Source organism: uncultured Bacteroides sp. (assembly GCF_937912035.1).
Taxonomy (GTDB): Bacteria; Bacteroidota; Bacteroidia; order Bacteroidales; family Bacteroidaceae; genus Phocaeicola.
This window is the reverse complement of record NZ_CALDPF010000036.1, coordinates 181,506-196,001: the sequence shown is the minus strand read 5'-3', so window position 1 is coordinate 196,001 and position 14,496 is coordinate 181,506. Positions and strand designations below refer to the sequence as shown.

Genomic DNA, 14,496 nt, shown 5'->3' with positions numbered 1-14,496 from the left:
CTGCACCCCGACGACCACAAGAAATTAATTCCTGCCAACGGCGTATATGCTGCTTTTGCCATAACACCCGACGGACAACGACATGGCGCAATGGTCAATATCGGTCATCGTCCCACAATACGCGACGGACGCACTTATCGCTCCATCGAAGCAAACATTTTCGACTTTAACGACAACCTATATGGCAAGCCGATAACATTAGAGTTCGTCTGCCTGATGCGACAAGAGCGACCATTCAAGTCAATTGACGAGCTTAAAACACAACTCGTTGCCGACAAAGAGAACGCCATTAAAATCCTCTCAAATGAGAATAATTAAAACTCACCCCACATTATAAAATATTACTATCATGAACAATATCGAGATAATAAACTTTGCAGAACGACCTTCATTGGTCAGCCAATACATGCTCGAACTTCGCGACACTGTGATACAACGCGACCAAATGCGCTTTCGCCATAATTTGGAGCGTATCGGTCAAATTATGGCATACGAAATCAGCCGTCGTTTAGACTACAAGACAGTCGATACGACCACTCCACTCGGAATTGCCAAATGTCAAACGCCCGCCGACAAAGTCGTTGTCGCAACAATTCTTCGTGCCGGGCTGCCTATGCACCAAGGATTTTTAAACTACTTCGACCATGCTGAAAATGCTTTTGTCAGCGCATATCGCAAATATAAAGAGACAGGTGATACGTTTGACGTACTCATCGAGTATCTCGCTTCGCCTTCTATTCAAGACAAGGTGTTGATGCTCGTCGATCCGATGCTTGCCACAGGAGCATCAATGGAGCTCGGCTATCGTGCTCTTCTCAGCAAGGGAGAACCTAAACACATCCACATAGCATCAGCCATTGCATCTCGTCAGGCAGTGGAATACGTTTGCAAACATTTCCCTGCCGATCGCACCACTCTATGGGTTGGAGCAATCGACGACGAAATCAACTCACATTCCTACATCATTCCGGGGCTCGGCGATGCCGGCGACCTCGCATTTGGACAAAAAGAGTGATTGACATATAAAACAAAAGCGACAACCCGATGGATTGTCGCTTTTTATTTGTGGGCGAAGATGGATTCGAACCACCGAAGGCATAAGCCAGCAGATTTACAGTCTGCCCCATTTGGCCACTCTGGTACTTGCCCTTTAGAAACTGCGTTTCAATAATGAGAGCGGAAGACGGGGCTCAAACCCGCGACCCTCAGCTTGGAAGGCTAATGCTCTATCAACTGAGCTACTTCCGCATCTCTATATTTGTGGGCAAAGATGGATTCGAACCACCGAAGGCGTAAGCCAGCAGATTTACAGTCTGCCCCATTTGGCCACTCTGGTATTTGCCCTTTAGCTATTGAAACATTAGCAACAAGTGTTGCTTTTTTCAATTGCGATGCAAAGATACAACTATTTTTTTAATCTGCAAGAGAAATCTATCATTTTTATTGCAGTAATTGCACATTCGTCACCTTTATTTCCCAGTTTTCCACCAGCTCTGTCTTCAGCCTGTTCCATAGTATTGGTTGTTATCAGACCGTAAATCACTGGTATGTCGGTTGTTGCGTTCAGATGAGCTATACCTTGTGTTGTTCCGGCACAAACATAATCAAAATGTGGTGTATCACCTCTTACAACGCATCCTATTGCTATTATTGCATCGAATTTATTGCTTTTTATCATTTGTGCAGATCCGTAAGTCAGTTCGAAACTTCCAGGTACTGTCTGTACGTGTATATTTTCGTCTTTTGCACCATGTTTCTTCAAAGTCTTTACAGCACCTTCCAGTAGTGCTCCTGTAATATTACTGTTCCATTCAGATACTACTATTCCGAATCTCATTTCTGATGCGTCAGGCACTGAATTGAAGTCATAATCCGATAGATTGTGGTAAGCTGTTGCCATGTTTTGAATATTTAGTAGAGTTATGATAAAAAAAATAAGCACGGAACTCCTTCTGCGCAAACTGTTCCTGCGCCGGAAATCCGTGCTTGTAAGTAATAAGTTTATTATTTAATAGAAGCGCGTTCTATATATTTGTCAATGTCCATCGCCTGATATGAGTTGGCATAATCTTTCTTTACAGTCTTATAAGCTTCTACTGCTTCAGCATTCTTGCCTTGTTTTTCAAGAATCTGTCCTGCTTGTATAAGATATATAGGGCTCAGTGACATGCTGTTTGCACGTTTTGCAGCCTTGATAAGTGTTGAAGCAGCTTTGTCCAACTGTCCCATCTGTGCATAGCAGTTACCCATAGTGCCAAGTATTGCAGGAGCAACCAACTGGTCGTCACCATCAAATTTGCTCAAATATTTCTCTGCATCTTCGTATTTGCCAAGCTGTGCGTAGCAGATTCCGGCGTATGCGTTTGCAAGGTTTCCGGCTTTTGTACCACTGAATTCGTCAGCCAATTTCACGAAACCGGCGAATCCAAGGCTGTCACCATTCAACGCTGCTTCATAGTTATCAGCACCGAAATATTGTTCACCTTTGAAGATAGCTTCAGAAGCTTTTAATTCTTTAGGTTCAGATACAAAGTTCTTATATGCCATGTATCCGCCTACGATAACTACCAATGCAATAACTGCACCCAATAACAAATTCTTGTTTTTGATAAGGAATTCTTCAGAATTGCTGATAGTTTCATCCATGTTCAGCAAATCATTTGTGTTTTTTTGTTGACTCATTGTTATATTATTTTTTATTATTATTTCTAATGTGTATTTCGGACAGCAAAAGTAATTTATTTATGTTTATAAACGAAATTTGTCGGCATCTTTTTTTATCAATCATGCTTTTATTGTTATTTTTGTGGCTAAAACATGACTTAATTATGTGGCTTAAACGCATCTCAATATTAAATTACAAGAACATCGAGCAGGCAGAACTTTCTTTTTCTCCTAAAATGAACTGTATTATAGGCCGTAACGGTATGGGAAAGACCAATCTTATGGATGCCGTATATTACCTTTCATTCTGTAAGAGTGCTACAAATCCTATTGATACGCAGAATATATTTCACGACCGTGATTTTTTTGTGGTACAAGGCTTCTATCAGACTGACAACGGTGAGCCGGAAGAAGTATATTGCGGACTCAAACGAAAACAAAAAAAACAGTTCAAGCGTAATAAAAAGGAATATACACGACTTTCGGATCATATTGGTCTCATCCCACTTGTAATGGTTTCACCATCCGATTCTGTACTGATTCTGGGCGGAAGCGAAGAACGCCGCCGGTTCATTGATGTCGTAATTTCTCAGTTCGACCGTGAATATCTTGATGCACTTATACGATACAATAAGGCCATGCTCCAACGTAATACGTTGCTTAAATCGGAAGTGGAGCCTGAACCGGAGCTGATGAATGTATGGGAAGAGATGATGGCGTCGTCCGGCGAGATTGTCTATAAGAAGCGCAGACAGTTTATCGACGAGTTTGTCAAGGTGTTTCAGTCATATTATTCTTTCATATCCGAGGATATGGAGACTGTAAGTCTTGAATACGAGTCGCACGCTTCGCAGGGTAATTTGCTAGAGATTATTCGTGGTAGCCGTCAGAAAGATTTGATTATGGGATACTCCCTGAAAGGGATACATAAGGATGATCTGATAATGAAATTGGGTGATTTCCCGATAAAGCGTGAAGGTTCGCAAGGACAGAATAAAACATATCTTATAGCATTGAAACTGGCTCAGTTTGAGTTTTTGAAACGTACTGGTAGCCGTACAACTCCTATAGTGCTGCTTGACGATATATTCGACAAACTTGATGCTCATAGGGTAGAGCAGATAGTAAAACTTGTGGCAGGCGACAGTTTCGGTCAGATATTTGTTACTGACACCAATCGAGACCATCTGGATAAGATTTTAAGGAAGATAGACGGAGACTATAAACTGTTTGAAGTTGAGAACGGAAATGTAACAGAAAGAAAGGAAATGTCGGATGAAACGGAATAATACAGAAAAACTGGGTGATGTGATAATGCAGCTTTTGCGTCAGGAAGGTTTGGAAACCCCTCTTAACCAATATCGTCTTATTGATTCGTGGAAAGATGTTGTAGGACCTGTAATATTCAAATATACAACCAACATATATATAAAGAATCAGACATTATACGTACAGCTTTCATCGTCAGTTATACGTCAGGAGCTGCAGATGGGGCGTGATTTATTAATAAAAAACCTGAACTCCCGTGTGGGAGCCCAGGTTATTACTGATATCATTTTTTGCTGACATATCCATCTTCTGTCCATACCTCATCCATCACTATGTCATGATCGTTGTGTGGAATTTCGTCGTTTAACTGAAATCCGAAGCACACTCCAATCTTGAATGTGTTCAGTTTTTTCAGGAAACGGTCATAATAGCCTTTTCCTCTGCCAAGCCTGTTGCCGTGCCTGTCGAATGAAATTCCAGGTATTATGGCAGCATCAATCGATGTCAGGTCATAGTAAGCTTCACCTTGCGGTTCATCAATATTGAAACTGCCTTTCTTCATATATTCTTTACCGCCATAAACTTTTATTTCAAGTTCATCACCTTTTACTACCGGCAATAGAATAGTTTTTTCTTTGCTCCATTTTTCAATAAAGTCGTGTGTGAAAACCTCATCTGGCAGTGAGTAGTACATCAATATTGTTTTGGCACATTTCAGGATAACATTATCTTCCAGTCTTTCCATTATGACTGAAGATAATGCCATAAGTTCATCATCCGAAAATTCTTTTTTCTTTTCAGCTATATGCTTTCTTATTTCACTCTTTTCTTCCATTATGCAGCTTCTTTTCCTGTCTGTACTTCTTTGGTTGTTTCTGGAGCTTTTGGAACAGATTCTCCTTTTTCAAGTACTTCTACCGCTTTTATCACAGTATTGTCGGTTTTGTTCAAATATTTAATATACTCTTCAATGCCGAGCATATTATAAATTATATTTCCGAAAATACTGGTTTCGAACAAGTCTTTTGAGGTAATGAGCATATTGTTTCTTCGTTGCAGTCCTTTTTTGTCAGCCCATTTAGAGAATTTTACCAGCAGATTCTGTGTCTTCAGATAATCGCTCATTTCTTCATTAGTCTTATACTCTATCAGTTTGTTTCTGTTCTGGTCTGTATAATCGAAAGCATATCTTATAATAAGTCCTCTATTGGCTGCCATCCTGAAATACGATGTCATACCTAGAGTGTCGTGCGGAACAAATATGTCAGGCATTATACCTCCGCCACCATAAACTTTTCTTCCCAGTCCTGTGTAATAAATTTCATTTTCATTTTGCTTGATGCTGTCTGCCGAGAAGAATTCTCCGTGTTCATATCTGGTGAGCAAGTCCATTTCGTATTCAGCTCCCTTACCTTGTTCGTATGGTTTCTGTATGCACCTTCCTGAAGGTGTGTGATATCTTGCGATTGTCAGTCTGATAGCAGAACCATCATTAAATTCTATAGGCTGCTGAACCAGTCCTTTACCGAACGAGCGTCTTCCTATTATAGTACCTCTATCATTGTCCTGAATTGCTCCTGCAAAAATCTCGCTTGCTGATGCCGAACCTTCATCTACCAATACTACTATAGGTAATGACTGGCTACTACCTGTTCCGTTTGATGTATAATTCTCTCTAGGATATTTTCTTCCTTCCGTATAGACAATCAGCTTGTTTGCCGGCAGAAATTCGTTCACCATTTGTATGGCAGCGGCCATGTACCCACCTGTATTTCCACGCAGGTCAACAATAAGTCCTTGCATATTTTCCTGATTCAATTTTGCGAGTGCGAAAAGCAGTTCCGGATAAGTTGTTTCGCCAAATTTGTTCACCTTTACAAATCCCCACTTACCGTCAATCATATATGCCGCATCAACACTTTTAACAGGAATATCACCTCTGATAATATTGAAGTATAGAGTCTCTGTTTCACCGGGACGGAAAATACCTAGTTTCACTTTACTTCCTTTTTCTCCTTTCAGTCTTTTCATAGCTTCGCTGTTAGTGACTTTCTTTCCAACGAATGCCGAGTCGTCAACTTCTATTATACGGTCGCCTGCCATAAGTCCCACTTTTTCTGAAGGACCTCCTGGTATTACGCTGTTTACATGTATTGTGTCGTCTTTAATAGTGAACTGAATACCTATGCCACTGAAATGTCCTCTCAATTCAGAATTTACTTCTTCCAGCTTTTGTGCCGGTATATACGATGAGTGAGGGTCAAGTTCCGACAGGATTAGAGGCATTGTTTTTTCCACCATATCTTCCATCTTCACAGTGTCCACATACGAATCGTTTACAATTCTCAGGAGTGCATTAATCTTGTTGGATGATCCTTTTATTACTCCAAGCCTGTTGCCTGAATAAATATTGGAGTAGAACACTCCTATAGCAATACCAATGACTATTCCTACAGCCAAAAGTATCGGCATGAAACGTTTATACTTATTGTCCATATATATAGATTTTATGTTATACAGTTTGTTGTTCGTTTTCTAGATAAACTACCTCTATACCTGCTTTCCTGAGCAGGTTGAGTCCGTCTTCCAGACGATATTTTTCTCCATACACCAGTCTTTTTATACCTGCCTGTATGATAAGTTTTGCACATTCTATACAAGGTGAAGTAGTGACATACATTGTAGCTCCCTCGCTGCTGTTGTTTGAGCGTGCAATTTTTGTTATGGCATTTGCTTCTGCGTGCAGGACGTATGGTATTGTCAGTCCGTCTTCGTCTTCGCATACGTTGCTGAAGCCTGATGGTGTACCGTTATAACCGTCTGATATTATCATCTTGTCTTTCACTATAAGCGCTCCTACCTGACGGCGTTTGCAGTATGAGTTTTCAGCCCATATGCGTGCCATACGCATATATCTTTTGTCCAATATTTCTTGTTTGTTTTCCTGTTCCATTATATAATAATTTTTATCTGTGGTTGAACTGTATATAAGTAGTCTTGTCCTGTGGTGCAAGTTGCATTGTCTTGCTGTCTCCCTGATAGTACCTTACGTTTTTCAGCCTTGTGATGAATTCGGCATTTTTTCCGCTAAGGCTAATTGTAGCGGTAATGTTTGTAATACTGAAACTTCTGTCTTTTGCGTTCGCGCTCCATCTGGCAGTGAAAGTTCCACCTTCTATTTCTCCTTTCATCGAACCGTCTTCCTCGAAAACTACAGTGAATGAGTTCACTACTTTCAGATCATTCTCTGTTGTGAATACCGGATTACCCGGCTTATACGCCAAATTATTCCAGTTACAGTCTGTATAATAATTGTTTACCCTCCACGTACCGCTCGAGAAGATTTCGAATACATCATCCTCCTGGTTGCATCCGCAAAATGCAATTGAAAGTACAATCAGCGTAAATATATATTTTATTGTTCTTGTCATATAAAAAATTATTTAATTCCATTTCTTCTAAGTAAAGCCTCAATACCCGGTTCCTGTCCGCGGAAACGTTTGTACAGTGTCATAGGATGCTCCGTTCCGCCTTTCGACAGTATATTGTCTCTGAAAGACTGTGCCACTTCGCGGTTGAATATACCTTTCTCCTTGAATACTGAGAATGCGTCCGCATCAAGCACTTCAGCCCATTTGTAGCTATAGTATCCGGCAGAATATCCTCCGGACATAATGTGTCCGAACTGAACACTCATACATGTGTCATCTACCTGCGGAAGAAGCTGTGTCTTTTCCCATGCCTTCTTTTCATATTCTTTCACGTCGCCATCGAATGCTTCTTTTCTGGTGTACCATGCCATATCCAGAAATCCGAAACTCAACTGTCGCAGGCATGCGTATGCCACGTTGAAGTTTTGCGAATCGATGATACTCTTGATGAGGTTCTCTGGAATAGCTTCACCGGTGATATAATGTCTGGCAAATGTGTTCAGGAATTCCTTTTCCACCGCAAAGTTCTCCATAATCTGTGATGGAAGTTCCACGAAGTCCCAATACACGTTGGTTCCGCTCATACATTGGAATCGTGTGTTGGCAAACATTCCGTGCAGCGCATGACCGAATTCATGCAGGAATGTGTTTACTTCCGAGAATGTGAGCAGGGCAGGCTTGTCGGTTGTAGGTTTTGTGAAGTTCATCGTAACCGAAACATGCGGGCGGCTGTTTGTTCCGTCATCTTCTATCCACTGCTCCTTGTAGCTAGTCATCCATGCTCCGGAGCGCTTGCCTTCCCTTGGGTGGAAGTCGGTGTAGAGCACAGCCAGGAAACTTCCGTCGGCATCAAACACTTCGAAAGCCATTACGTCAGGATGATACACCGGTATATCCTTGTTCTCATGGAATGTTATTCCGTATAGTCTTGTGGCAAGTCCGAATACACCTTCTTTCACCTTTTCAAGTTCGAAGTATGGTCTCAACGCCTCTTCGTCAAGGCTGTATTTACGGCTTTTCAGCTTCTCGGCATAGAAAGAGAAATCCCACGGCATAAGTGTGAAATCGTCTCCTTCTGTTTCCTTTGCCAACTGTTCTATTTCTTCTATCTCCTTATATGCGGTAGGGGAGTATGCTTCCAGCAGGTCATTCAGGAGTCTGTAAACATTCTCACTGTTTTCCGCCATCCTTTTTTTCAATACATAGTCGGCATACGTCTCGAATCCCAGCAGTTGGGCTATTTCCATACGCTTGTTCACCAGTTGCTTCACAATGTCAATATTGTTCCATTCGTCATTGTGCGTACACTGTGTGTTGTATGCCATATACATCTGCTTTCTCAGTTCCCGACGGTTGCTGTATTTCATGAACGGCACATAGCTAGGAGCCTGCAAGGTAAATATCCATCCTTCCTTGTCTTTACCTTTTGCTGTATGTTCGGCAGCTTCCACTGCGCTTTCAGGCAGTCCTTCCAGATCGTTTCTGTCTGTTATGTGCAGTTCGAATTTATTGGTTTCCTTCAGGTGGTTCTGCGAGAATTTCAGCGTAAGCGTACTCAATTCGGCAGACAACTTTCTGAAAGTCTCCTTATCGTCATCGTTCAGGTTGGCACCGTTTCTGATAAATCCGTCGTATGTCTTCTCAAGCAATTTGTTCTCTTCTGCTGTCAGCTCCAGACTGTCTTTCTTTTCATACACTTTTTTCACCTTTTCGAACAATACCGGATTCAGGCTGATATTATTGCTGTGTTCGGTCAGTTCAGGCATCAGCTTTTCCGCTATGGCATCGAGTTCATCGTTGGTTTCGGCGCTCATCAGATTGAAAAACACTGTAGTTACCTTGTCCAAAAGTTTTCCCGAATGTTCCAGTGCCAGTATTGTGTTTCCGAAGTCCGGATCTTCCGTATTTTCGGTAATTGCCTTTATCTCTTCGTCTTCCACTCTCATGCCTTCTCTTATGGCAGGTTCGTAGTCTGAAATTTTAATTCTGTCGAAAGGAGTGGTATCGTGCGGTGTGTTATATGGTTGTAAAAATGGATTTGTCATATTTATATATTTTGATATTTCTAAAAACTAACAACTAAGAACTGACAACTCAAAACTAATTCTTCACCTCTTCGGTAAGTTTTGCCAAGTCCTCTATAGTTATTTTCTTTCTTCCCAATGTCAGTATCCCTTTTTCCTGAAATTCGTTCAGAGCTCTGGATACGTTTATTCTTGTGTCATCTATCAGTGAGGCCAGATCCTCCATCGTGATGAACAGTGTTTTCTTTCCGTATGGAATCACACATCTCAGCGCGAAGAAGTTCATAAGCTTTTCTTTGGTACATCCTATGTGCGAGTTCCACAGCTTGTTGTTCGCAGTCTGTGCTCTGTTGCTCAGGATGTTCAGATAGTTCAGGTTGAAAATTTCGTATTTGCACAGATTTGTCAGAATGTAGCTTTTGTCAATGTTCAGAGTATCTACATCCCCGGTTGCAGTGTACGATGCATTATATTTTGTGCGCATCCCGAATAGTGACTGTGGTTCTATTATGTATGGAGCCTGTACCTCTTCCACAATCTTGAAGTTATGTATCGGATCGTTTGTTGTGACGGCAACCTTGCCTTCAAGTATGAAAATCAGACTGTTGCATCTGTCATCTTGCGAAACGATGTTCTGTTTGGCTTCATATTTATGAAATCCCATTTTCACCTTTTCTATGATGCTGGTTATATTTTCCTTAGTCAATCCCTGGAACAGTGGCAGCTCCAGTAGTGTATCGTACATCGAAACCTTCATAATCCGTTAAATTTATTGAGCGTAAATCTTTATTTTAACATACAAAGTTAACAATTTATTTTGTATCACTACATCAGTGTGTATATTGATTTTAGTATTTTTTTCCTTAATGTGTATGAATAATGATTTTTTATGTATTTTTGTAATGTAAAAAATATATCATCAAAATGAAAACGTTATTTATACAGCTTGCATCGGTTCCTTTTTTTGGAGCGTTCGATGTTCAGCAGTTTCTTAGTGCATTCATTGTGTTGTTTGCCGTTATAGATATAATTGGTTCCATCCCTATTATTCTTGATTTGAAGCAGAAGGGTAGGCCTGTAAATGCCATGAAGGCTACGCTGATAGCTTTTGCCCTGCTGATAGGTTTCTTTTATGCCGGCGATATGATGCTTAAACTTTTCCAGGTTGATATTGCTTCCTTTGCTGTAGCGGGTGCCTTCGTCATTTTTATGATGTCGCTTGAGATGATTCTGGATGTGGAGATATTCAAGAACACGGGCCCTATAAAGGAAGCCACTCTTGTTCCTTTGGTATTCCCGCTGTTGGCAGGAGCCGGAGCGTTCACTACGCTGCTTTCATTGCGTGCCGAGTATGCCCCTATTAATATAGTATTGGCACTGACACTTAATATGGTGTGGGTTTTTATAGTCTTGAAGCTGACAGACGTGATAGAACGTTTCCTTGGAAAGGGTGGAATATACGTAATCCGCAAATTCTTCGGTATAATTCTACTGGCTATTTCTGCCAGACTTTTCACTGCCAATTTAACTTCGTTGATAGAGCAGTTTCAGGCTTTGAAATAAGGCTTTGATACGTTTTAAAAAAATGGGCTGTCATTTAAGATAAAATGGGCTGTCGTTTTACCTTAAATAACAGCCCATTTTTTATCCCTTATTTCTGTACTCCAGCGGGCTCATTCCAACGTGTCGTTTGAAGTACTTTCCGAAGAACGACATATTGGCAAAATTCAGAGAATCCGATATTGCCTGAATGCTTTGTTGTGTAGATTTCAACTGTGATTTTGCGTCCATTATAACCATCGACGATATTATGTCCGCACAAGTCTTTCCTGTGGCTTGTTTCACTATTGAACAAAGGTGAGCATGCGTAATCCCCAATTTCTCGGCATACCATGCCACGTTCCTGTTGTCGTTGTAGTGCTGCATCACTAGTTGTGTGAATCCCTTGCATAGCTGTTCGCTTTTTGATGAGGCAACGTCATCCTTTACTGATCTCTTTTTATATAATAAAGAGATACCCTTATGTACGTCGGTGAAAATATTGTTTGCAATTTCCAACCTTATCTTTTCGTCAAAATATTCATAAACATCTATCATAAGCCTATAATATTTTTCTGTCATTATTGCACCTTCGTCGGACAATGATAATTTAGGTTTACCTAAAGTGGAATAAATGGCATCAAGTAAAATCTTAGATTTATCGTTTTTTTCTATATATTTTGATGAAAAGCCTATGAAATATATTTTCAAGTCTCCTTTCAGGTCGTTAATCTGAAATATAGATCCAGGCATTAATGTTATTATATCGTTTTTTTTCACTGTGATATGATTTAGATTGACAGAAGCTTCTATCTCTCCACCCATACATAGTGCAATGATTTCACATTTTAGTCTGACAGGGTAGTTCTTATACATTCCAAGTAGTTCTTTGCTTATATCTGTACCTGACAGCCAGTCCTCAGGTAAATCGAATTTAGGTATCGTATTATCCATTGTAGTGTTGTTTATGTTTATGTACAAAAGTAATAAATTTGAAGTATAGACCAATGATAGTATTAATAAAAGTATATAAAATATTAAAATAATATCGATTAATGTAACTTGATTTTAGAAGTATATTAAAAATAGGACAAAAATATCAAGAATAGACCTTGCAGGATAATATATTGTAGCATTACTTTGCATCCGAATTTTTTAATAAATTAGAAAACTGAAAATGAAAAAGTTTATTTATTCCTTTATGCTTGCAGTCATTAGTATGACTACAGCTTTATTTACTTCATGTGAAGAGAAAATTTCATTCCCAATTGAGGAAGAACTTGCCGGTGATTATAAAGGTAAGCTTGATGTAACTGTTGATGGATTAAACCTTGGAGAGCAGTCTCAAAAGATTAAAGTTGAGAAAGCCAGTGAAGAATCTATAAACCTGTCATTAAAAGATTTTTCTTTTTTAGGTATAAATTTAGGTGATATCGAATTGAACGATTGTCCTTTATCGGAAAATTCTGGTAATTACGCTTTTACCGGTACTACATTGTTGGATACTGAAATGTTGAAGGCTGATGTGAAGGCTACTGGAACTATAGGTGGTGGAAAAGTGGAAATCAGTATGGATATTGACGCTGAACTTGCAGGTCAAAAACAGTCTGTAAAGGTGGTTTATACCGGTGAAAGACTTAAAGGTACTGAAAGTTCTGAGGCTAAAATAACAAAGTTTATTTTCGATAGAAATGTTGCTGCCGTTGATTCTTTGGTTGTATCGCAACCTATAATAAATGAGGAATCAAAGACTATAACTTTTATGGTAGCTGATACAGCAAAAGCTGAGCATCTTGCTGCTTTGGTTCCTACTATTGAGGTATCGGAAAAAGCAACTGTAACCCCAGGGAGCGGAGTACCTCAGGATTTTTCCAACGGTAAATCTGTTAAATATACAGTTGAGGCGGAAGATGGAACTACTGTGGTTTATACAGCTTTAATTGACGGTATGACAAGATTGTATGATTTTGAAACTTGGAAAACTATTTCTGTAGAAGATGCTAATGGAAAATGGGAATATGAGATACCGCAATATGGAGGTTGGACAGGAGCTGATCAGGCTTTAAATTTGGTTCGTATTATGTTACAAACCGCTGGTATCGATTTCAATGAAAAATCTTTAATGTCTTCTGATGATTCTTATTCAGGAGATAAGGCTGCAAAAATTGTAACTTTGGACACTTATGGACAGAAGAGTATTATTCCTGGTGTTTTCCCTGCTATTCCTAAGGTGACATCCGGTTCTATGTTCTTAGGTGCTTTTGAAGTGAATGCAACAAATACATTAAAAAGTACAAAGTTTGGAATAGAGTTTCCTAATAAGCCTGTTTCTGTAAAAGGTTACTATAAATATCTGCCTGGAAAAGATTATTATCGATGTGATAATATTTCTGAATCAAATGTTGCAGTAATAGATAATTCCAAGACGGATGAATTTTCTATAACAGTGGTTCTTTATGAAGTTTCTTCATATGATAAGAAAGATGAGATATTAGATGGTACAAATATTTATACGTCTGATAAAATAGTAGCATTTGCTCAATTATCAGGTGGAGAAATGAAGGATTATAAATCGTTTGAATTACAGCTTGATTATAAGCAGGAATATAGTAAAGATAAGTTGTATCGTTTTGCTATAATTTGTTCTTCAAGTAAGAATGGAGATAAATTTTCTGGAGCTCCTGGAAGTACATTATTTGTCGATGATATAGAAGTTTCATTTTAATTAATAAAAAACAGGCTTCAGTTATTTCTGAAGCCTGTTTTTTATTAATTTAGAACTGATATCCAAATCCGAAGTTCAAATAAATTGGATACATAGAAAATGTGATAGTCTTAAAATTGCTGTTGAAGATGTCATTAAGTCCCCAGGTTAGGTCTGCATGTACAGTAAGGTGTTTGTATGCTTTCCATTCACCTCCTACTTGTGCTCCCCATTGAAATTTTCTGAGTTCATTTGAAAAGTCGTATGTTGCAACATTTTCTCCTTCAAATATTATTTTTGAACCAGTAGCGTCTGGTGTACGTAAATGTCCTTCGTAAACATTACCGTCAAAATTACCATCCATTAGATACGAAAAATATGGTCCTGCAGATATTTTCCACCTTTCGTTTATTTTATATACTCCAAGCACAGGGAAAGAAAGTAAAGACATTTTTGCTCGTGTTTTTACTCCGCCTGTCCATAAGCCTTCTACTTTGCCTCCGGTTTCGCTTATAATGGCCATATTGTAGTTTTTTACTGTCGCTTCTGTCTTCATATCTTTACTGTCAAGTCTGAGACCAACACTTATTCCGAGATTTTTCTTAGTATTAATCCATTTTGTAGCATATCCTTCTAATGTTATTGCAAGTCCTGGGGAGTAACTGTCAAGACTTCTTATTTCTTGGGGTAAAGGTATTGGTGAAGAACCTCCAATATTTATTCCAGCCCTTACATCATAACTTATTCCGTTGAGATAAGACCATATTAACCCCTTATGGGTGTTTTCGTTTTCTGATTTTGAATATGAAATTTGCAATGAACATGCAAGGCATATTAATGCTGTTATTATTCTGTTTGTCATTTC

Annotated in this window: 16 protein-coding genes and 3 tRNA genes; 6 read left to right on the top strand and 13 right to left on the bottom strand. The window is 39.3% G+C overall.

Features of this window, described 5'->3' with window-relative positions; translation table 11 throughout:
* Together Q0486_RS10985 and upp are read left to right on the top strand one after the other, a co-directional pair.
* The coding region (locus Q0486_RS10985; RefSeq protein ID WP_299233050.1) for a riboflavin kinase at positions 1-318 on the top strand (318 nt) is incomplete at its 5' end.
* Positions 319-358: 40 nt separating this feature from the next.
* Complete coding sequence (gene upp, locus Q0486_RS10980) at positions 359-1,015, top strand: uracil phosphoribosyltransferase (protein ID WP_299233073.1); 657 nt, start codon at positions 359-361, stop codon at positions 1,013-1,015.
* A 51-nt stretch (positions 1,016-1,066) separates the two neighbouring features.
* Here upp and Q0486_RS10975 read toward each other — a convergent pair.
* From Q0486_RS10975 to Q0486_RS10955, 5 genes are all read right to left on the bottom strand, one after another.
* Positions 1,067-1,149: transfer RNA gene (locus Q0486_RS10975), tRNA-Tyr, on the bottom strand.
* 26 nt (positions 1,150-1,175) lie between these two features.
* Positions 1,176-1,248, bottom strand: a tRNA-Gly gene (locus Q0486_RS10970).
* A 13-nt stretch (positions 1,249-1,261) separates the two neighbouring features.
* Positions 1,262-1,344 (bottom strand) — tRNA-Tyr (locus tag Q0486_RS10965).
* Positions 1,345-1,405: 61 nt separating this feature from the next.
* The gene (ribH, locus tag Q0486_RS10960; RefSeq protein ID WP_299233048.1) at positions 1,406-1,900 is read right to left on the bottom strand and encodes a 6,7-dimethyl-8-ribityllumazine synthase; all 495 of its coding nucleotides are present in this window, start codon (positions 1,898-1,900) and stop codon (positions 1,406-1,408) included.
* Positions 1,901-2,004: 104 nt separating this feature from the next.
* Positions 2,005-2,682, bottom strand: coding sequence for a tetratricopeptide repeat protein (locus tag Q0486_RS10955; RefSeq protein WP_299233045.1), 678 nt, complete (start codon positions 2,680-2,682; stop codon positions 2,005-2,007).
* Positions 2,683-2,828: 146 nt separating this feature from the next.
* Between Q0486_RS10955 and recF the strand changes: the two genes are divergently transcribed.
* Together recF and Q0486_RS10945 are read left to right on the top strand one after the other, a co-directional pair.
* Positions 2,829-3,953 carry a DNA replication and repair protein RecF gene (recF, locus tag Q0486_RS10950; RefSeq protein WP_299233043.1) on the top strand — a complete coding sequence of 375 codons (1,125 nt, stop codon included), beginning with the start codon at positions 2,829-2,831 and terminating at the stop codon, positions 3,951-3,953.
* Complete coding sequence (locus Q0486_RS10945) at positions 3,940-4,230, top strand: DUF721 domain-containing protein (protein WP_299233040.1); 291 nt, start codon at positions 3,940-3,942, stop codon at positions 4,228-4,230. The genes recF and Q0486_RS10945 overlap by 14 nt, the downstream gene beginning before the upstream one ends.
* Here Q0486_RS10945 and Q0486_RS10940 read toward each other — a convergent pair.
* The 6 genes from Q0486_RS10940 to Q0486_RS10915 are packed head-to-tail and all read right to left on the bottom strand — an operon-like array spanning position 4,217 to position 10,145.
* Complete coding sequence (locus Q0486_RS10940) at positions 4,217-4,768, bottom strand: 5-formyltetrahydrofolate cyclo-ligase (RefSeq protein WP_299233037.1); 552 nt, start codon at positions 4,766-4,768, stop codon at positions 4,217-4,219. The genes Q0486_RS10945 and Q0486_RS10940 overlap by 14 nt on opposite strands.
* Positions 4,768-6,429, bottom strand: coding sequence for a S41 family peptidase (locus Q0486_RS10935; protein ID WP_299233034.1), 1,662 nt, complete (start codon positions 6,427-6,429; stop codon positions 4,768-4,770). Before Q0486_RS10935 ends, Q0486_RS10940 begins: the two co-directional genes overlap by 1 nt.
* Before the next feature lie 16 nt (positions 6,430-6,445).
* Positions 6,446-6,886 (bottom strand): dCMP deaminase family protein, encoded by a 441-nt coding sequence (locus Q0486_RS10930; protein ID WP_299233031.1) that lies wholly within the window; start codon positions 6,884-6,886, stop codon positions 6,446-6,448.
* Positions 6,887-6,899: 13 nt separating this feature from the next.
* Positions 6,900-7,364, bottom strand: a complete 465-nt coding sequence (locus Q0486_RS10925) for a DUF4847 family protein (RefSeq protein ID WP_299233028.1) — start codon at positions 7,362-7,364, stop codon at positions 6,900-6,902.
* Between the two features lie 8 nt (positions 7,365-7,372).
* A complete protein-coding gene (locus Q0486_RS10920; protein WP_299233025.1) occupies positions 7,373-9,409 on the bottom strand; it encodes a M3 family metallopeptidase in 2,037 nt (678 codons plus the stop codon).
* Positions 9,410-9,464: 55 nt separating this feature from the next.
* On the bottom strand, positions 9,465-10,145 hold the full coding sequence (locus Q0486_RS10915) for a Crp/Fnr family transcriptional regulator (protein ID WP_154044368.1): 681 nt from the start codon (positions 10,143-10,145) through the stop codon (positions 9,465-9,467).
* Positions 10,146-10,312: 167 nt separating this feature from the next.
* Between Q0486_RS10915 and Q0486_RS10910 the strand changes: the two genes are divergently transcribed.
* Entirely contained in the window at positions 10,313-10,951 is a 639-nt protein-coding gene (locus Q0486_RS10910; protein ID WP_299233020.1) for a MarC family protein, read from the top strand.
* Between the two features lie 81 nt (positions 10,952-11,032).
* On the opposite strand, the gene Q0486_RS10905 is transcribed toward Q0486_RS10910, so the two are convergent.
* Positions 11,033-11,881, bottom strand: a complete 849-nt coding sequence (locus tag Q0486_RS10905; RefSeq protein ID WP_299233017.1) for a helix-turn-helix domain-containing protein — start codon at positions 11,879-11,881, stop codon at positions 11,033-11,035.
* Between the two features lie 223 nt (positions 11,882-12,104).
* Between Q0486_RS10905 and Q0486_RS10900 the strand changes: the two genes are divergently transcribed.
* Positions 12,105-13,652 (top strand): PCMD domain-containing protein, encoded by a 1,548-nt coding sequence (locus Q0486_RS10900; RefSeq protein WP_299233014.1) that lies wholly within the window; start codon positions 12,105-12,107, stop codon positions 13,650-13,652.
* A gap of 49 nt (positions 13,653-13,701) precedes the next feature.
* Here the strand turns inward: Q0486_RS10900 and Q0486_RS10895 are convergent, their stop codons facing one another.
* Entirely contained in the window at positions 13,702-14,493 is a 792-nt protein-coding gene (locus tag Q0486_RS10895) for a porin family protein (protein WP_299233011.1), read from the bottom strand.
* Between the last annotated feature and the right edge of the window lie 3 nt (positions 14,494-14,496).